Origin of the sequence: Buchnera aphidicola (Anoecia oenotherae) (genome assembly GCF_005080765.1) — a bacterium.
Taxonomy (GTDB): domain Bacteria; phylum Pseudomonadota; class Gammaproteobacteria; order Enterobacterales; family Enterobacteriaceae; genus Buchnera_E; species Buchnera_E aphidicola_AB.
On the sequence record NZ_CP033012.1, the window covers coordinates 128,625 to 149,654 of the forward strand.

Consider the following 21,030-nt stretch of genomic DNA (forward strand, 5'->3'; position numbering starts at 1 on the left):
ACACTACTTACAGTGTAATAGAAAAATTCTATTTTATATATAACTTATTATAATAAGTATATAACTTCTTTAATTTTTTTTTGAATATTTTCATAATTTTTTCAAAATTTTAATTAAAATTAAAAAAATTTTTTTAATATATGTATGTTATTTAATTTCATAAATTCTAATTAATTTTAAATTTTATCTATATAATAGTAATTAGTAATAAAACCATTTATTAATATTTAATATTGTTGCTTTTGTTTAGAACTTTATTCAAAAATCAATAATTAAATCTTACTATATATTATTTAAATAAATTTGATCTTAATAAAAATTTTAATTGCACTTATCTAATGAAACATTGTATCTTTAGATATATTAAATAAATATTCATATTTTACACCTATGATTTTGAATATTAAAAACAATTTATATTATATTTGTTTTTAATAAAATATTTAAAATATTTTTTATAATTCAAATATTTTTTTTGTTTCACATTACAATACTACTATATCATTAATAAATACAGGTAGAAATTCATGAAATATATTGGAGCTCATTTTAGTACATCTGGAGGAATTGATAAAGCAGTATTTAGAGCAAAACTACTCCGATCTACTGCATTTTCATTCTTTACTAAAAATCAACTTCGTTGGACTTCTCCTATTTTAGATAAAAAAACAATACTAAAGTTCAAAGCAGCATGTGATATATGCGAATTTTCTAACAAATATATAATCCCTCACGCTAGTTATTTAATTAATTTAGGAAACCCTAATGCTTCTTTACTAAAAAAATCAAGAATGGCTTTTTTGGATGAAATTGACCGATGTCAAAAATTAGGATTACATCTATTAAACTTTCATCCTGGAAATCATTTGAAAAAAATTTCTGAAAAAATTTGTCTAAAACTAATATCTTCATCTATCAATTATGTATTAAAAAAAACAAAAACAGTGAATCTAGTAATAGAAAATACAGCTGGACAAGGAAGTTCTGTTGGATATAAATTTGAACATATTGCTAAAATAATTAAAAATATACATGATAAATCTAGAATAGGTGTTTGTCTTGATACATGTCATTTATTTTCTGCTGGATATGATATTCGAACAGAAACATCTTTTAGAAAAACATTTTTATTATTTGAAAAAATAGTTGGACTAAAATATCTAAAAGCAATGCACTTAAATGATTCTAAAACTATATTTAATAGTCGAATAGATAGACATCACAATTTAGGTTTAGGAAATATAGGAAAAAAAGCTTTTTTTTATATAATGAATGATACTCGATTTAATAATATCCCATTAATATTAGAAACTAGCAATAAAAATTTATGGAAACAAGAAATACATTGGTTAAGGTCTATATTTAAAAATTGTTAATATTTTTTTATAAATAAATTATTGTTTTTAATATAAATATATAATATTATTTATTTTAATATAGAAAAGCTAACTATTCGATATAAATTATAAATTATATATATTTTTATATTTAATAGAATATATATATTAAGGAAAATATTTGTGAAAAATTATACATTTAGTATCAACGCCATATATAGAGAAAAAAAGGGAACTAATAATAGTAGAAAAATTAGATTAAAAAACAAATTTCCATCTGTAATTTATGGAAATCAACCCCGTATTTCCGTACTTATTGTATTAGATCATGATGCCATTTTTCATTTACAGAAAAATAAAGATTTTTATTCCAAAACCATAAAAATAAAAATAAAATTAGATACTTATTTTGTAAGAATAAAAAATGTACAATGGCATCCATTTAAACAAAAATTATTACATATAGACTTTATTAACATTAATAATACTATTTAACTAATTATTTATATTATACTTTTTAAATATAATGTCATTTTTTACTGAACGTATTTACATAATAATACTATATATTAAATTCTTTAAAATAATAATTTCTGGATAATATTGCAATTGAATTATATTATTTATTAAAAGTAGAACAGAAATAACCAATAAAAAAAATGTTTTATTTTTATATCTATATAACCATAATCTATCTGTATTAAATTCTTCTTTCCACCATTTCCATAATAAAACCATTATTATCCAAGATAATATTGGAATAGATAACATTAACCATTTAAAAAAAGTATTTTGCTTAATCTTTGGACTATTTATAACTATACTTGTTATAATTCCAGGAAAAAAATATATTAAAGGCCACAATATACATGCAAATAAATTAGGAATAAAAAATGTTTTTATTGGAACTTTTAACATTCCAGAAAGTACAGGAATTATAGGTCTAGTAAACCCTAAAATTTTTCCGAAAAAAATGCTTAGTACGCTATACTTATTTAACGCATATATTACTTTAACTACAATAGAATTATATTTTTTAAAAAGATGACAACGTATTATCCAATTAGAACATAAAAATCCTAAATAATACGATAACCAATCTCCTAATAAACAGCCTAAAGTACTAGATATCCATGCATAATAAAAATTTATTTTTCTACTTCCTATGAAAGTACCTAATATAGACATTAAAATCATTCCAGGAAGAAATGATCCTATTATTATAAATGATTCTAAAAAAGAAATAATCGAAATAAAAATTAAAATATATTCTGAATGTTTAGAAGTAATATACGAAAACCAGTGCATTATAAACATGATCTTTATCTTTTATTTTTTAACATTTATATAATATAGACAAAATACTACTCTAGTTCAAATAAATAAAATTTTATTTACAATAGAATCATCTGTTTAAATAAAAATATTTTTAAAATAAATTTCATCAAATTTATTCAAATTATATCAATCTTTATTGAGATACAATAAATTATGTTTATACGTAAAAAAAAAAACGCAAAAAACTTGGACAACACTTTTTAATTGATAAAAATATTATTAACCAAATCATATCCTTTCTAAAACTAAAAAAAGAAGAACAAGTAATAGAAATAGGACCAGGATTAGGTGCTTTAACTATTCCAGTTAGTAAATTATTAAAAAAATTAACAGTCATTGAAATAGATAAAGAATTATGCAAAAAAATGGAAAATAATCATAACTTCAATAATGTAATCATTTTTAATGAGAATGCTATTAATTTTAACTTATTTAAAATAAAAAAGAGCAGAAATAGTTTATTTAGAATATTTGGTAATCTACCATATAATGTTTCTATTCCAATAATTTTTTCTTTATTTAAACATCATAATGATATTCAAGATATGCATTTTATGTTACAAAAAGAAGTAGTTCTTAGACTAGTAGCAACATTAGGATCTAAATTTTACAATCGACTAACTGTCATATCACAATTTTATTTTAACATAAAAATTCTTAAAAATATTTCTCCAAATTCTTTTAAACCAATTCCAAAAGTAGATTCTTGTTTTGTTTCTTTTAAAAAGAAAAATGATAATTTACATTCAAAATATGATATTAATACTTTAAGCTTTATAACAAAAGTTGCCTTTAATCAAAGAAGAAAAACTATTTGTAATAGTTTATCTTCTTTATTTCCAAAAAAAAAATTGATTAAATTAGGAATAAACCCATTACTACGCGCTCAAAATTTATCAATTAGTCAATACTGTTTACTATCTAAATACTTAAATTTTTAAAAAATAATAGAAACTATTAAAAGATTTAAAAAGTAATATTTGTTATTTCCTACAAATTTGGTAAAATATTTACCTTATTGCTAATATCATTCATTTAGGTGAACTATGAGTACATATTTTATTGGAGATATACATGGATGTTATAAAGAATTAATTTTATTATTAAAAAAAATCAACTTTTGTCCAAAAAAAGATGAATTATGGACTACAGGAGATTTAGTAGGACGTGGAAAACATTCCTTGGAAGTTCTTCGTTATTTATTTTCTTTAGGTAAATCAGCTAAAATTGTACTAGGAAATCACGATTTAAATCTAATTTTAGCCTATAAAAATAGAAAATATATGAAACATTATATGGATAAAATTTTTAATGCTCCAGATCATTCAAAATTAATTTCATGGTTAAGAAAAACACCTATAGCACGAATAAACGAAAAAAAAAAATTTATTTTGTCACATGCTGGAATTTATCCACAGTGGAATTTACCAAAAATAAAACTATATTCTAAAAAGATTAAAAATATGTTGTTAGGAAATAATTTTTTTAATATTTTAGAAATGATTAGAGGTAATAATTCAACTATTTGGCAAGACAACAATTCTTCCATAGAAAAAATTAAATTTATAATAAACGCCTTTACTAGAATGAGATTCTGCTTAAAAGATGGTACTTTAGAACTCAATAGTAAAATAAATCCAAAATTTATAAAAAATAAAAATTTAATTCCTTGGTTTAATATAAAAAACTCTAATTTAAAAAACTTTACTATTATATTTGGTCATTGGTCTTCTTTAAACGGACAAGGAACTCCAAAAAAAATTATTGCATTAGATACTGGATGCTGTTGGGGAGGTTCATTATCAGTGTTAAAATGGGAAGAAAAAATAATAGTTAAACAAGATTTTTTAAAATAAATCAAATGTTTTATTATTGTAAAAAAAAATATTTATCTTTCTAAAATAGAAAATGTATAATTAAAAAAATTAAAATTATCTTTTTTTTTCACAAAAAACGTTTGATTCCATTCTGATTTGTCTAAAATAGGAAAAAACGTATCTCCATGAAAACATGTATTTAAGCAAGTTAAATATATTTTTTTAGAAAATGGTAACATAGACTTATATATAGAACTTCCTCCAATAATTACTAACTCTAGATTTAATATTTTACTAATTTTTAAACCCTCTTCTATTGAAGTAATAGAAATAACATTTTTATGAAAATAAGTTTTTTTTTTACTTAATACTAAATTTACTCTCATCGAAAGAGGTGTTCCAATTGACTCCCATGTCAATCTTCCCATTAAAACAACTTTTTTAATAGTATTTTTTTTAAACCATAATAAATCATTTGGAATATGCCAAGGAATTTTATTTTTATATCCTATAACAAAATTTTTTGAAATAGCCACAATAATACTAATCATTAAAAATATACACTCCTATTCTCTACAATTTTACTAAAACACTCTATGAATAGATTGTAAACTTCTTACTTCATAACGAGAAACATCTTTAATATTTAAAGTCATAGTAGTAGCAAACGATCCATTAATAGTAGAATCAAAGTGAACGCCTTGTTGTATAGCTTCACTATATATTATAGTAGAATGTTTTATTGATTCAATACATGAAGCAGTGTAAACAATATAAGCATATTCCCCATTTTTAATTCTATCTTGCACATTTGGTCTATTTTCATATAATTTGTTTACCAATCTAGTATAGATTTTATTATTTTTCAAAAAACAATGAGTTCCAATAGTAGCATCTAATAAAAAACCGCTTTGTATTAATTTTTTAGCTATATCAATAATAGAATTTTTATCTCTATCACCTATAGATAACAAAACTCTTCCATTATTTTTAATATTTATAGAAGCACTTAACATAGCTTTAGAAAAAGCTTCTGAAAAATTTGTTCCTATTCCCATTACTTCTCCAGTAGATCTCATTTCAGGACCTAACATAGGATTTACTCCTTGAAACTTATGAAAAGGCAAAACTACTTCTTTTACAAAAAAATAATTTGGAATAATTTCATTCAATACTTTTTGATCTAATAAAGATTGTCCACACATAACTCTAACAGCAATTTGAGCTAACGGAATTCCTATAGATTTAGAAACAAACGGAATAGTTCTAGAAGCTCTTGGATTAACTTCTAATAAATATATTTCATTATCTCTTATAGCAAACTGAACATTCATTAACCCTTTTACAGACATAGCTAATGCTAATTTTTTTACTTGTTCTTTAATCTTTTCTTGTATTTCTTGAGTAAGAGTATAAGCTGGAATAGAACATGCAGAATCTCCTGAATGAACCCCTGCTTGTTCAATATGTTCTAATATACCTGCAATGAATACTGTTTTTCCATCACATATAGCGTCTACATCTACTTCTACTGCATTATGCAAATATTCATCTAACAGTATTGGATACTCAAATTTATCACTATCACTTTTTCTGCTAGAAAAATAATTTTCTAAATCTTCTTGTTTGTGAAAAATTTGCATGTTTCTTCCACCTAATACATAAGAAGGTCTAACCATTATAGGATAACCTATATTTTTAGCTTCAATTTTTGCTTCAAGAAAATTATTTACTGTAATGTTTTTAGGTTGTTTTAATCGTAGTTTTTGAACTATTTTTTGAAAAAGGTAACGATTTTCAGCTAAATCTATTGAATGAAATGTAGTTCCAAGTATAGGAACTTGCTCTTTATTAAAAATTTTTGCTAATTGTAACGGCGTTTGACCTCCATATTGAATAATAACTCCTTTTGGATTTTCTATTCTTATAATTTCAAGTATATTTTCTAAAAATATAGGCTCAAAATATAATTTATTAGAAATATCATAATCTGTAGAAACTGTTTCTGGATTACAATTAACCATAATAGTTTCATATCCATCTTTTCTCAAAGCAATAGAAGCATGTACACAACAATAATCAAATTCTATTCCTTGACCTATTCTATTTGGACCACTCCCTAAAATAATTATCTTATTTTTATTCAAACTAGGATTAGATTCACACTCTTCTTCCCATGTAGAATACAAATAGGATGTTTCAGAAGGAAATTCTCCTGCACAAGTATCAATTTTTTTATAAACAGGAAAAATATTAAACTCTTTTCTCTTTTTTCTAACTTTATTTTCTACTGTTTGAGTTAACAAAGATATTCTTAAGTCTGAAAAACCTTTTCTTTTTATAAAACTAAAAAATTCTTTTGTTATAAACTGAAAGTTTGTATTAATAATTAATTTTTCTATGTCAACAATTTCGCGTATTTGTACTAAAAACCATTTATCTATTTTAGACATAGAATATACTATATCTAATGACATTCCGGTACGAAAAGCATCTGCAACATACCAAATTCTATCAGATCCAGGATTTTGCAACTCATATTTAATTTTTTTTATCTCTATATTCGAACTATTGATAAACATGGAATCAAAACCGCTTTTACCTATTTCCAAACTACAAATTGCTTTTTGTATAGATTCTTGAAAATTTCTTCCAATAGCCATTACTTCTCCAATAGACTTCATTTGAGTTGTTAATCTATCATTAGAACCATCAAATTTTTCAAAATTGAATCTAGGAATTTTTACAACACAATAATCTATTGATGGTTCAAAAGAAGCTGGCATTTTTACAGAACCAGTAATGTCGTTATATATTTCATCTAATGTATAACCTACTGATAATTTCGCCGCAACTTTAGCAATTGGAAATCCAGTGGCTTTCGAAGCTAATGCTGATGATCTAGAAACTCTAGGATTCATTTCTATCACTAGCATTCTTCCATTTTGCGGATTTACAGCAAACTGTACGTTAGCTCCACCTGTTTCAACTCCTATTTCCTTTAACACAGAAATAGAAGCATTTCTCATAATTTGATATTCTTTATCACTTAAAGTTTGAGCTGGTGAAATTGTTATAGAATCACCCGTATGAATTCCCATTGGATCTATATTTTCAATAGAACATACAATAATACAATTATCATTTCTATCTCTTACAACTTCCATTTCAAATTCTTTCCATCCTATTAAGGATTCATCAATTAATAACTCTTTAATAGGAGATAACTCTAATCCAGAAATACAAATATTCTTAAATTCTTCATAATTATATGCTATTCCACTTCCACTTCCTCCCATAGTAAAAGAAGGTCGTATTATACAAGGAAATCCTACTTTTTTTAATACTTCATAAGCCTCAACTATATTATGAGCTATTCCACACTTAGCTGTTTCTAACCCTATCTTTTTTATTAACTTTTTAAATATATTTCTATCTTCTGCTTTCTTTATAGCTTCTATAGAAGCGCCTAATATTTCTACATTAAAATCATGTAAAACATTTCTAGAAAATAACTCTAAAATACAATTTAAAGCTGTCTGACCACCCATTGTTGGAAGTATTGCGTCTGGTTTTTCTTTTTTTATGATATTTTTAATTACCCTCCAATGAATAGGTTCTATATAAGTAGCATGTGCTATATTAGGATCAGTCATGATAGTAGCAGGATTAGAATTAACTAAAACTATTCTATACCCCTCTTTTTTTAAAGCTTTACATGCTTGAGTTCCAGAATAGTCGAATTCACACGCCTGTCCAATTACTATAGGACCAGCTCCAAGTACTAAAATAGACTTTATATCAGTACGTTTTGGCATATTAAATCTCCATTTACTAGTTATGTATAAGTATACATATCGTTACTAATTTAATTACGTATTCATTAGATTAATGAACTTATCAAATAAACGAACAATATCTTGTGGACCAGGACTAGATTCAGGATGACCTTGAAAACCAAAAGCTTTTTTATCTTTTATAGCAATACCTTGTATTGTTTTATCAAACAAAGAAATGTGTGTAATTTTAATATTACTGTTAATTGAGTTACGATCTACTGAAAAATTATGATTTTGAGATGTAATATATACAGTATTGTCAGTTATATTTTTTACAGGATGATTTCCGCCATGATGGCCGTATTTCATTTTTATTATTTTTGCTCCACTAGCTAAAGCTAGTAATTGGTAACCAAAACATATACCAAAAATAGGAATATTTTTTTTTAAAAATTTTTTTATTGTATTAATTACATAAATACATGGACGAGGATCTCCAGGTCCGTTAGAAAGGAAAATTCCGTCCGGTTTTAACTTTAAAACATCGCTGTAATGAGCGTAAGATGGTACAATTAATAAAATACAATTTTTATTATGTAAAATACGCAGTATACTTTTTTTTACTCCAAAATCATAAACAACTACAAAAAATTTTCTTTCTATACAGGTACTTTTTTTTTCATTTATATTTTTATTAACTGTTGTATTCCAATAATATTTATGTCTAGTAGTAATCATATCTGCTAAATTAGTATTTTCTATTCCTCGAAAACTTTTAGCTAATCTATAAGCATCATTATAATTTCCTATATTTAAACTCATAATACAACCATTTTGAGTACCATTTTTTCTAATTAATAAAGTTAATTTTCTAGTATCAATTCCAGATATTGCTATAATTCTATGCTTTTTTAAATAATCAGGTAAAGACATTTCGCTTCTATAATTAGAAGGAATTATAGACTGCTCTCGAATAATCATTCCTGTAGCATAAATTTTCATAGACTCTTCATCTTTAGTGTTGACTCCAACATTACCAATATGAGGATATGTAAAAGTAATAATTTGCTTAAAGTATGAAGGATCTGTTAAAATTTCCTGATAACCCGTCATAGAAGTATTAAAAACCACTTCTCCTACAGAAAAACCCTGTATTCCTATACATTTTCCATAAAAAGAAGTACCATCTTCTAAAACTAATACAGCTGATTTTACCAAAATAAAACCTCTATTAAATTTATATTAAAATATATATATGTATATTTGTTTAATTTAAATATTTATTTTTTTATGTTATAAATAATAAATAAAGTTTAGTATTACTTTACAAATATAAAACTGTTCCAAATTTATTAGATTATCTAAAAAAATATTTACTAAGTATGCATAAATAGAATATAGTATTCATATTATTATATATTATAATTTTAAAACATCATTCATACTAAAAAAACCTTTATCTTTTTTAAATAACCAAATTGCTGATTTTATAGCACCTTTTGCAAAAATAGACCTATCTATTGCTTTGTGAATTATTTTGATATGTTCGTGTTTATTAGCAAATACAACAGTGTGATTTCCTATAGTACTTCCAGTTCGAATAACTGAAAATCCTATAGTATTTTTTTTTCTCACTCCAATATTACCTACTCTAGAATAAATTGCCATTTTTTTAAAATCATTATTCATAGCATTTGCAATTTTTTTACCTAAAGTAATAGCTGTTCCTGAAGGAGCATCTTTTTTTTCACTATGATGTTCTTCAATAATTTCAATATCTGAATCTGAACCTATTGTTTTAGCAACCTTATCTATTAACTGTAAAACTAAATTTATACCTATACTAAAATTAGAAGATTGTACTATTCCTATTTTGTTCGATAATTTAAATATATTTTTCTGTTCATCAGAACTAAATCCTGTAGTTCCTATAACCACTTTTTTTCTATTTTTATAACATATTTTAATGTTTTCTAGAGTTTTATCTATAGAACTAAAATCTATTAAGACGTCAAATTTATGACATACTTTTTCTAGAGAAGTACTAATAAAAACATTATTTTTTTTTAATTCGTTTAATATCGTATTTTTATTTTTTGAAATAAATTGATTATTTGATATAATTGCTACAGACAAAGTAGTTTTTTTATCTTTATATATTTCTTGAACTAAACTTTTACCCATCTTTCCTAAAGTGCCAGACAATGCTATTTTTATCATAATTTTCCAATTAATTAATATTTTAAAAAATATTTTTTTTACTAAAACACTAATTTTCTATAAATTTTTTATTACATGACTGATTTTATTTTAACAATTAAAACTATTAATTATAATTTAATATATTAAATATATATAACAAATTTATTTTAGAAATATTTTTTTTGCAGTTTTTACTTAAAAAACTAGGTTTACGTATTCATACATTAAATAAAACTTAATTTTAATAGCACTAAAAATATAATTTTTATTTTTAATACAACAAATAAATTTGTTTTTTTAACAATTAACAAATTAATACTAATGAATAATTTTTATTTATAAAACTACAAAATGAATTACCATTAAAAATGAATAATCTATTTTTCTTTTATATAAAATGTTTAATAAAAAATATAGAAACATTATGTATATTTAAAAAATAGAAAAACCTCTCATTCTAAATGATTCTATACAAGATAATTACGTAAAATATTTTATATATACATGAAATGACATATGTATTGTTTTAATATATTTGATATATATTTATTACATTATTTATAATTCAAAATTTTTAATCCAAAAAACCACTATTTTATTAATATTAAATATATATTTAATATTTAATACTTATATATTATTTAATACATAAGTATTTTATTTTACATTTTAACTAAAACAAAAATATTTTTTTTTAATTTTATATATATATATGTAATATATACAAAAATTATAAAAATATAAGTTATTAAAAAAATTAAAATTATTTAACTACTATTTTTATATTACATAAATAGAAAAGTACTACCTATAAAAATACTAACATCAGCAACATTAAAAGTACAGGTATGCCAATCAAAAAGATGTAAATCAACAAAATCAATTACGTAACCATAGTTAATTCTATCTAATAAATTCCCTATAGATCCAGCAACAATAAATAAATATAACGTATAATAAAATTCTTCCTTTCTTTTTAAAAAATAAAAAAACTGAATTGATAAAAGTAATACTATAAAAATAGTAAAAAAAATAAACCAATTTTGAGAAAAATGATATTCTGATAAAAATCCAAAAGCAGATCCATAATTATGAGTGCGTAAAATATTAAAACAATATGTAATATATGTAGTTTCTAAAAGACAATAATTGTGTATTATCCATTTTTTACTGTAAAAGTCTAACGCAATTATTAGAGATAATAATAAAAAATTTTTTACACTAATAAAAGAAAATGTTTTCTTCATTATATAAACATCCGTTTTTCATTTAACCCTAATATATTATTCAAACATCTTAAGCAAATGTCTGGATACTGTTTATCTTTACTTAAAACCATAACATAATGCCAACATCGAGAACACTTTTTTCCATCAAATTTTTTGATTTTTATTTTTAAATCATTCATGTGACTACTAACAAAAACATCATTTTTACATTCATTGAAATCTTTAACTATACATTCAGAAGTTAAGAATAAAAATTTAGTTTCATTTCCTAAAGTATTTAATATTTCTTTTAATCTACCATTTACAAAAATAGTTAATGATGATTCTAAAGAATTTTTTATTAATTTTATATTTCTAGCATTTTCTATAACTTTATTAACTTCATTTTTTACATTAAAAATAATTTCCCAATCTTTTTCACTAATATAACTAGATTCAGGAAATGAAACCAAACCAGTAAACCATTCTTCAGTAAAAATAAAATTTTCTTTTTTTCCAGGTATATAACTCCAAATTTCATCAGCTGTAAACGATAAAATAGGAGCTATCAATCTAGAAAAAGATTGGATTATTAGATAAATGGCTGTTTGACAACTTCTTCTTATTTTACTATTTGAAAAAGCAGTATATTGTCTGTCTTTTATAATCTCTAAATAAAAAGAGCCTAAATCTATAGAACAAAAATCCATTAAATAATGTAAAACTTTATTAAAATTAAACTTTTCATAGCAGTAAATGATTTTTTTTTGCATTTTTTTCGTTTTAGATATGATCCATCTATCTATTAAAACCATTTCATCTATGTGAACAAAATCTAATTTTGGATTAAAATCACTAATATTTGATAAAAGAAATCTAGCAGTATTTCTAATTTTTCTATAGTATTCTGTCATTTGTTGCAAAATTTCTTGAGATAAAATTGAATCTTTCGAATAATTTACAGAAGAAACCCATAATCTTAAAACATCAGCTCCTACAGTATTTATTATTTTTTTTGGATCAATAACATTTCCTGTAGATTTAGACATTTTATAACCTTTTTGATCTACTATAAAACCATGCGATATTAAATTTTTGTAAGGTATATAACCATTTTTAGCCATTGAAATTATTAATAAAGACATGAACCAACCACGATATTGATCTAATCCCTCTATACAAACATCAGATATATTACTAATGTTATCATGATTATAATAAATATGCGAAGGACTTATAGAACCAGAATCAAACCAAACATCTAATATATCCTTTGATTTTTTATATATTTTACATTCGTCTTTATTTAAAAATTCTTCTTTTTTTAAGTCCCACCATGCCTCAATACCTTCTTTTTCTATTCGTTTAGATATTTTTTTTAAAAAAAATACAGATTTAGGATGCATTTCCCCTGTTTCTTTATTTATAAACAAAGAAATTGGAACCCCCCATATTCTTTGCCTAGAAATACACCAATCTGGTCTATTTTTTATCATAATTTTCATGTGTTTCCTTCCCCATGTAGGAATACATGATACATTATTCATTAATTTAATAGATTTTTCTCTCAAATTATATTTATTAATATTTAAAAACCACTGTGGTGTTGAATAAAAAATAAGAGGTGTTTTATGTCGCCAACAATGAGGATAACTATGTTTTATTAACGAAAAACTAATAAGTTTATTATTTTTTTTTAATAATTCTAGAATAATTAGTTCAGATTTAAATACATTTTTTTCAATAATTTCACTAGGTACATCTTTGAAATAACATCCGTATTTATTAATTAAAAAAATAGGTAATATATTATATTTTTTTCCAATTAAATAATCTTCTTCTCCGTGATCTGGTGCTGTATGTACTGCTCCAGATCCAATATCGTTTTTTACATGATTTCCAAAAATAATTGGTACAGTACTATTTTTTTTTAAAGGATGAAAAACACTTAAATTAATTAAATTTTTTCCGACAACAACACCAATTACTCTATATGTTTTAAACTCCATATGATCTAAAACGTTACTTATCAAACTTTCAGCAACAAGAAAAAAACGGGTATTTACTTCTATTAAAGAATATTTAAACTTCGGATGGATTACAATAGCTTGACTAGAAGGCAAAGTCCAAGGAGTAGTAGTCCAAATAACTATTCCTATCGAATTAACTGTATCTTTAATTTTAAATATTTCTTTTATTTTATTTTCTTCATTAAATAAAAGAACAAAAAATGTAGAATAAGATTTTTTTTCAATATATTCTACTTCTGCTTCAGCTAATGATGACTGACATTCTATACACCAATGTATTGGTCTAGTTCCATGATATAAAAAATTGTTTTCAATTAACTTTGAGACAGATCGAATAATATGCGCTTCATTTTTATAATCCATAGTAAGGTACGAATTTTTCCAATCACTTAGAACACCTAACCTAATAAAATCTTTTTTCTGATTTTCAACCTGATTTAATGCATATTTTCTACATAATGCACGAAAATCTTTTTTAGAAATGTTTAGTTTGTTTTTGTTTCTTTGAATTACTTCTATTTTATGCTCTATAGGCAATCCATGACAATCCCAAGAAGGAGTATATAATGCATTAAATCCTGACATGTTTTTTGACTTTACAATTATATCTTTTAATACTTTATTTAAAACGTGTCCAAGATGGATATTTCCATTAGCATATGGAGGACCATCATGTAAGACAAATTTTTTTTTTTCCTTTTTTTTTAAACGAATTAAATCGTACAATTTATTTAAAGTCCATTTTTTTAAAATTTCACGTTCTTTTACCAATAAATTAGCACGCATAGGAAAATTAGTAGTAGGCAAATTTAAAGTTGATTTATAATTTTTCATTCATTATGACTCATATTTATATTAAAAAATAATTTTTAGCTATTTTTATATCTCTTTTAATCATACTTACAAGATCGTAAACATTTTTAAAAAATATTTCATTTCTAATTTTTTTATATATAAAAACATATATTCTTTGTCTGTATAAATCTACTTTTATATCAAAAATATGAACTTCTAATTGTTTTTGATTGCCATAAAAACTAGGCCTAGTTCCTATATTAGCAACGCCATAAACTGTTAATGATAAAAAAGGAATAGTGACTTTTACAGCATAAACCCCTGAAAGCAATAACATATGCTTATGTAAAGAAATATTAGCTGTTGGAAAACCAATTGTTCTTCCCTTTTTATGTCCATGTTTTACTTTTCCTGAAATACAAAAATCATGCCCTAATAATTTTTTAACCTGTACAAATTCATCATTTAATATTTTTTTTCTAATTAAACTGCTACTAATACGTATACCATGTAAACATAAATCAGACTGAAAAAATACAATAAATTTATATATTTCACTTATTTTTTTTAAATATGTTATATTTCCTATTCTATTTTTTCCAAAATGAAAATCGTTTCCAACTGTAATATACTTAATATTAATATTCTTTAATATACAATGAACTAAAAAATATTCTGGTGTCATTAAAGACATTTTTTTATTAAAAGAAATACAAATAACAATATCAATTTTCCATTTTTTTAAATAATTTATTTTATCCCTAAACGTCATGATTCTTAATGGAGCATGTTTTTTATCTAAAAATTCTATTGGATGTGGTTCGAAAAGCATTACAATAGTAGTTCCTCCATATATTTTTTTTCTATTGCATATATTTGATAAAAGAGCTTGATGTCCATAATGCATACCATCAAAATTTCCAATAGTCAAAAAACAATCTTTATATATTGTTTTTAAACTCTTTATTTTTCTTATTAGTTTCATAGGTATAATGAATTTTAAAATAGTATAATATTCTTGTATTATACATTTTTAAAATATACAAAAAATAGAATTTTTCTTTATATATTTAGATTTTATAAAATATAAATATATTTTTTTATTAAAATTAAAAAGGAAATAACATGGCTAATATCAAATCATCAAAAAAAGATTCCATTAAATCAAAGAAGAAAAGAATTCAAAATGCTAATAAACGTTCTACAATACGCACTTTTATTAAAAAAGTATATACTGCAATTAAATCTAAAGATAAAGAATCTGCAAAATTAGCATACAAAATTATGCAACCTATTATTGATCGAAACGTAGCAAAAAAAATAATTCATAAAAACAAAGCAGCTCGTCATAAATCTATATTAGAAAATCATATAAGAAAACTATAGTATATATTTAATATATAAATATTTAAATATTAAAAATGAATCTGTATTCAACAATTTTATTAATGAATTTATTTAATTAAAATAATCAGTAGTATTGCACGTAATAAAATAGCAATACTACTATTTTAGTTTCATCTAGTTAATTCATCAAAAAATTTTTTTATTCCATCAAAAAATCTTTTCGATTTTGGACTATTTTTTTTATTCTTATAATCGTCTAAACTGTTTCCAAGTTTATGCAATAATTCTTTTTGTTCATAACTTAAATTTACCGGAGTTTCTACAACTATTCTACATAATAAGTCTCCTACATTTCTTGTTCTTACTGATTTAACACCTTTACCTCGTATTCTAAGTAATTTTCCTGATTGAGTTTCTGTAGGAATTTTTAACTTAACTTTTCCATCTAATGTTGGAATTTCTATTTCTCCTCCTAAAGCTGCTACAGGAAAATTAATGGGTACCTCGCAATATAAATCATTTTTGCTTCTTTCAAATATCGAATGCTTTTTAACTTTAATTTGAACATACAAATCTCCAGAAGAAGAATTGTTTTCTCCTGCTTCACCTTCATTATTCAAACGAATTCTGTCATTAGAATCTATTCCAGCTGGTATTTTTACTAATAAGGATTTATTTTTCTTTAATCTTCCACATCCAGCACATAAACGACATGGATTTTTTATTATATTTCCTTTTCCATGACATGTAGGACAGCTTTGTTGAACAGTGAAAAATCCTTTTCTAATATGCACTTGTCCATTACCATTACACATTGAACAATTAATAATTTTTTTACTAGAAGTAGTTCCAGCACCATGACATGTTTCACACTTTTGAAAGGATGATATATGAATTTCTTTAGTTGTACCTTTAACTGCTTCTTCTAATGTTAGATCTAAATTATATTGCAAATCTGATCCTTTAACAGATCTACTATGATTATTACCTCCAAAAATATCACCAAAAACTTCTCCGAAAATATCTCCGAAATCTGCTGTAGTAGTAAAACTACTATGAAAATTACTATTACTACTACTATTTTGATCAAAAGCAGAATGCCCATACTGATCATAAGCTTGTCTTTTTTCTTGATTAATGAGAACTTCATATGCTTCTTTTACTTCTTTAAACTTTTTTTCAGCACTTTTATCACCTTGATTTCTATCTGGATGATACTTCATAGCTAATCGCTTATATGCTCTTTTAATTTCTGTTTCTTTTGCTGAATTTTTAACACCCAAAGTTTGATAATAATCTTTCTTCGACATAAATAATTTTCCTAATCTATAACATACTTACACGGGCGAAGATTAAAACTCTTCGCCCGTGTTTATTAATTCTAAGATAGTTTTACATTTAAAAAAAGTTCCAATTAACTTTTATTTTTGGGCTCTTTTACTTCTTCAAATTCAGCATCCACTACATTAGAGTTTTTATTTTTAGAATCATTATTAGATTTTACAGATTGATCTTGATTATCTTTTTTACTTAATTCTACTAAAACTGAAGATATTTTGATCAATTCTTGTATTTTATTATTAATATTATCTTTATTTTCTTCTTTTAGAGCTTTCTTTAGATCTTTTATAGAATTTTCTATACTAATTTTATCATCTTTTTTTAGTTTATTACCATGTTCTAACAATTGTTTTTCAGTACTATGAACAACTTGATCACCTTGATTTCTAATCTGTACTAATTCTTCAAATTTCTGATCAGATTCAGAATTAATTTCTGCATCTCTAACCATTTTATTAATTTCATCTTCATTTAAACCTGAAGATGCTTTTATAGTAATTTTTTGCTCTTTTCCAGAATTTTTATCTTTTGCAGAAACATGTAATATGCCATCAGCATCTATGTCAAAAGTAACTTCTATTTGAGGAATCCCTCTTGGAGCTGGTTGTATACCATCTAAATTAAATTGACCTAAAGATTTATTGTCTTGTGCTCTCTTTCTTTCTCCTTGTAATACATGTATAGTAACAGCAGATTGATTATCTTCCGCAGTAGAAAAAACTTGACTATGTTTAGTAGGAACAGTAGTATTTTTTGCTATTAAAGAAGTCATTACACCACCCATCGTCTCAATTCCTAAAGATAATGGAGTTACATCTAATAATAAAACATCTTTAACATCTCCTGATAATACTCCTCCTTGAACCGCAGCTCCAACTGCTACTGCTTCATCTGGATTAACATCTTTCCTTGGTTCTTTTCCGAAAAAATCAGCTACTTGTTTTTGAACCATAGGCATTCTAGTTTGTCCACCCACTAATATAATATCATTTATATCTTTTATAGTTAATTTAGCATCTTGAAGAGCTAATTTTAACGGTTTAATCGATCTAATAATTAAATCTTCTACTAAAGATTCTAGTTTGGATCTTGTAACCTTTATATTTAAATGTTTTGGTCCATTAGAATCTGCTGTTATATACGGTAAATTCACTTCTGTTTGCTGTGCTGAAGACAATTCTATTTTTGCTTTTTCTGCTGATTCTTTTAATCTTTGCATAGCTAACGGATCGTTTTTTAAATTAATACCCTGTTCTTTTTTGAATTCATCGACTAAATAATTTATTAATCTGCTATCAAAATCTTCTCCACCTAGGTGAGTATCTCCGTTTGTAGCAAGTACTTCAAAAGTTTTTTCTTTATCTACTTCATCAATTTCTATAATTGAAATATCAAAAGTTCCTCCACCTAAATCATAAACAGCTATTGTTCTATTACCACGACCTTTATCTAACCCATATGCTAATGCTGCAGCAGTTGGTTCATTAATAATTCTCTTAACTTCAAGTCCAGCTATTCTACCAGCATCTTTTGTTGCTTGTCTCTGAGCATCATTAAAATAAGCTGGTACAGTAATAACTGCTTCTTTTATCGTCTCTCCTGTATAATCTTCTGCAGTTTTTTTCATTTTTTTTAAAACTTCAGCTGATATTTGCGGAGGAGCTATTTTTTTATTACCTCTATTACTGACTAGTAACCAAGCATCTCCATTACTAGATTTAGAAATAGTATAAGGCATAATTTCTATATCTCGTTGTACTTCTTTATCTCTAAACTTTCTTCCAATAAGTCTCTTAATAGCAAATAAAGTGTTTTTTGGATTTGTTATAGCTTGTCTTTTTGCAGGTTGTCCTACTAATACTTCTCCTTCTTTTGTATAAGCTATTACAGAAGGGGTTGTTCTGTCTCCTTCTGAATTTTCTAATACTCGAGCTTTATTGCCATCCATAATGGCAACACAAGAGTTGGTTGTTCCCAAGTCTATACCAATAATTTTACTCATTTTAATCTCTCCTATTTTACGTTGTAATAAATTGGGTTATTCAACTGTTATGTAGCCCATACCTTTTGGCTTTTAATCAGCTAAACATATTATTGAACTATAACTATAAGTTAAATTTCAACTATTACAGCAATACCCATTAAATGGGGGTCTATGTTCCACTCATCAAGGGTTTAATAGAAAAATATTTAAATTTAAAGTGTTACTCTAATAAAATTCTTTATGAAAATTAATTACGTAGAGTATATATTATATATATATGTAAACTATAATACTTAAGTTTGTTTGTTGTATTTACATGATAAAAATATTCTATTTAACTTGTAATACACGATATTTCAATTAAAAATAAAATAATCCCTGAATAAAAATTATTTAGAACATAATTCATATTCTATCTACGTAATTTATAAACATACAAATATAAATAATTGCTTTATGATTTTTTCTATAGATGTATAATTTAATAGAATTAAATTAAAACGATTTATAATATAAAATATAATTTCGATATAGTAAATTATACGTTTAAAACCTATATTAACACGCATTTCCTATTTCAAAATTGAGTTTTAATATATATATATACAAATAATATACACTGTTTTAAAATTCTATTTTGTTAAAATTTAGTTTTGAAATAAGACGCATAAACTATTTTGATTAAAATGAGTTATTCAATTGAATAAAATACAAAGTTTTTCATATATACCTATAATTTCTTTTATTTTAACTTCTCTATTTATATGCTTTATAATACTATTTTTAGGTTATGTTTTAGGTGGAAAATCTAAATCTAATAAAAAAGATATTCCTTTTGAATCAGGAATAACTTCAATCGGAAATACGAAAATTAGATTTTCAATACATTTTTACTTAATTGCTATGTTTTTTGTAATATTTGATATAGAAAGTATCTATTTATACTCTTGGTCTGTAAGTATTCATTTTAGTAAATGGATGGGTTTTATTGAAGCTATATTATTTATAACAACACTGCTAATAAGTCTTTTTTATTTATTATCTACAAAATCTTTATATTGGAACGAAAAAAAAAAATTTAAATACTAATAATTATCTTTATTTAAAAATAGAGTTATCACATATAAATTATGAAATATACAATCACTAAAATAAATTTAAAAAATAAAAATTATCCTATACAAAAAAAAATAACTATAAAAGACCCTTTAAAAAAAAATACAAATCATAATATTTTTATGGGAAAATTAAAAAACATTATTAATAATATAGTTAATTGGGGAAGAAAAAATTCACTCTGGCCTTTTAATTTTGGATTATCTTGCTGTTATGTAGAAATGGTAACAGCTTTTACATCCGTACATGATGTTTCTAGATTCGGATCAGAAGTTTTAAGAGCTTCTCCACGTCAAGCTGATGTTATGATTATAGCAGGTACTCCATTTATTAAAATGGCACCAATTATACAACGATTATATGATCAAATGCTAGAACCAAAATGGGTTATATCTATGGGAGCTTGTGCTAATTCAGGAGGTATGTACGATATTTACTCTGTTGTACAAGGCGTTGACAAATTTTTACCAGTGGATGTTTATATACCAGGTTGTCCACCAAGACCAGAGGCTTATATTCAGGCATTAATGCTACTACAAGATTCTATTGCTAAAGAACGTCGTCCTTTATCTTGGATAATAGGAGATCAAGGAGTATATAAAGCTAAAATGCCTTCTGAGAAAAATAAAAAACAAAAAAAAATAATCAATATTAAACATATTGATTAATAATCACTACTATAATGTAAATATGTTATTTTTTTATCAACTAATATTTAAATTCAATAATAATTACA

General features: G+C 24.0%; 17 protein-coding genes. 7 read left to right on the forward strand and 10 right to left on the reverse strand.

Annotated features, from left to right (window positions below; genetic code table 11):
- Positions 1–527 precede the first annotated feature (527 nt).
- Both nfo and rplY read left to right on the forward strand, forming a co-directional pair.
- Positions 528–1,376, forward strand: a complete 849-nt coding sequence (gene nfo / locus D9V65_RS00550; RefSeq protein WP_158341650.1) for a deoxyribonuclease IV — start codon at positions 528–530, stop codon at positions 1,374–1,376.
- Positions 1,377–1,520: 144 nt separating this feature from the next.
- Complete coding sequence (gene rplY / locus D9V65_RS00555) at positions 1,521–1,832, forward strand: 50S ribosomal protein L25 (RefSeq protein WP_261978540.1); 312 nt, start codon at positions 1,521–1,523, stop codon at positions 1,830–1,832.
- A gap of 54 nt (positions 1,833–1,886) precedes the next feature.
- Here the strand turns inward: rplY and D9V65_RS00560 are convergent, their stop codons facing one another.
- Complete coding sequence (locus tag D9V65_RS00560; protein ID WP_187305765.1) at positions 1,887–2,645, reverse strand: DedA family protein; 759 nt, start codon at positions 2,643–2,645, stop codon at positions 1,887–1,889.
- Positions 2,646–2,905: 260 nt separating this feature from the next.
- Between D9V65_RS00560 and rsmA the strand changes: the two genes are divergently transcribed.
- A complete protein-coding gene (gene rsmA, locus D9V65_RS00565; RefSeq protein ID WP_261978546.1) occupies positions 2,906–3,616 on the forward strand; it encodes a 16S rRNA (adenine(1518)-N(6)/adenine(1519)-N(6))-dimethyltransferase RsmA in 711 nt (236 codons plus the stop codon).
- A gap of 105 nt (positions 3,617–3,721) precedes the next feature.
- Positions 3,722–4,531: a symmetrical bis(5'-nucleosyl)-tetraphosphatase gene (locus D9V65_RS00570; RefSeq protein WP_158341653.1), complete on the forward strand. Its 810-nt coding sequence runs from the start codon at positions 3,722–3,724 to the stop codon at positions 4,529–4,531.
- A gap of 32 nt (positions 4,532–4,563) precedes the next feature.
- On the opposite strand, the gene D9V65_RS00575 is transcribed toward D9V65_RS00570, so the two are convergent.
- The 7 genes from D9V65_RS00575 to ribF all read right to left on the reverse strand — a co-directional run bounded on the left by D9V65_RS00575 (position 4,564) and on the right by ribF (position 15,491).
- Positions 4,564–5,043, reverse strand: coding sequence for a dihydrofolate reductase (locus D9V65_RS00575; protein WP_158341654.1), 480 nt, complete (start codon positions 5,041–5,043; stop codon positions 4,564–4,566).
- Between the two features lie 33 nt (positions 5,044–5,076).
- Complete coding sequence (gene carB, locus D9V65_RS00580) at positions 5,077–8,310, reverse strand: carbamoyl-phosphate synthase large subunit (protein ID WP_158341655.1); 3,234 nt, start codon at positions 8,308–8,310, stop codon at positions 5,077–5,079.
- 54 nt (positions 8,311–8,364) lie between these two features.
- The gene (gene carA / locus D9V65_RS00585) at positions 8,365–9,489 is read right to left on the reverse strand and encodes a glutamine-hydrolyzing carbamoyl-phosphate synthase small subunit (RefSeq protein ID WP_158341656.1); all 1,125 of its coding nucleotides are present in this window, start codon (positions 9,487–9,489) and stop codon (positions 8,365–8,367) included.
- A 201-nt stretch (positions 9,490–9,690) separates the two neighbouring features.
- Positions 9,691–10,491 carry a 4-hydroxy-tetrahydrodipicolinate reductase gene (gene dapB / locus D9V65_RS00590; RefSeq protein WP_158341657.1) on the reverse strand — a complete coding sequence of 267 codons (801 nt, stop codon included), beginning with the start codon at positions 10,489–10,491 and terminating at the stop codon, positions 9,691–9,693.
- Positions 10,492–11,258: 767 nt separating this feature from the next.
- Entirely contained in the window at positions 11,259–11,720 is a 462-nt protein-coding gene (gene lspA, locus D9V65_RS00595) for a signal peptidase II (RefSeq protein ID WP_158341658.1), read from the reverse strand.
- The gene (gene ileS, locus D9V65_RS00600) at positions 11,720–14,545 is read right to left on the reverse strand and encodes an isoleucine--tRNA ligase (RefSeq protein ID WP_158341659.1); all 2,826 of its coding nucleotides are present in this window, start codon (positions 14,543–14,545) and stop codon (positions 11,720–11,722) included. The genes lspA and ileS overlap by 1 nt, the downstream gene beginning before the upstream one ends.
- A gap of 16 nt (positions 14,546–14,561) precedes the next feature.
- Positions 14,562–15,491, reverse strand: a complete 930-nt coding sequence (gene ribF, locus D9V65_RS00605; protein ID WP_158341660.1) for a bifunctional riboflavin kinase/FAD synthetase — start codon at positions 15,489–15,491, stop codon at positions 14,562–14,564.
- A gap of 140 nt (positions 15,492–15,631) precedes the next feature.
- Between ribF and rpsT the strand changes: the two genes are divergently transcribed.
- Entirely contained in the window at positions 15,632–15,892 is a 261-nt protein-coding gene (gene rpsT, locus D9V65_RS00610; RefSeq protein WP_158341661.1) for a 30S ribosomal protein S20, read from the forward strand.
- A 131-nt stretch (positions 15,893–16,023) separates the two neighbouring features.
- Here rpsT and dnaJ read toward each other — a convergent pair whose 3' ends face one another.
- The gene (gene dnaJ / locus D9V65_RS00615) at positions 16,024–17,163 is read right to left on the reverse strand and encodes a molecular chaperone DnaJ (protein WP_158341662.1); all 1,140 of its coding nucleotides are present in this window, start codon (positions 17,161–17,163) and stop codon (positions 16,024–16,026) included.
- Positions 17,164–17,267: 104 nt separating this feature from the next.
- A complete protein-coding gene (dnaK, locus tag D9V65_RS00620; RefSeq protein ID WP_158341663.1) occupies positions 17,268–19,196 on the reverse strand; it encodes a molecular chaperone DnaK in 1,929 nt (642 codons plus the stop codon).
- Positions 19,197–19,871: 675 nt separating this feature from the next.
- Here dnaK and ndhC point away from each other — a divergent pair.
- Together ndhC and D9V65_RS00630 are read left to right on the forward strand one after the other, a co-directional pair.
- Positions 19,872–20,267 (forward strand): NADH-quinone oxidoreductase subunit A, encoded by a 396-nt coding sequence (gene ndhC, locus D9V65_RS00625; RefSeq protein ID WP_187305769.1) that lies wholly within the window; start codon positions 19,872–19,874, stop codon positions 20,265–20,267.
- A 41-nt stretch (positions 20,268–20,308) separates the two neighbouring features.
- Positions 20,309–20,962: an NADH-quinone oxidoreductase subunit B gene (locus D9V65_RS00630; protein WP_158341665.1), complete on the forward strand. Its 654-nt coding sequence runs from the start codon at positions 20,309–20,311 to the stop codon at positions 20,960–20,962.
- The last annotated feature ends 68 nt before the right edge of the window (positions 20,963–21,030 follow it).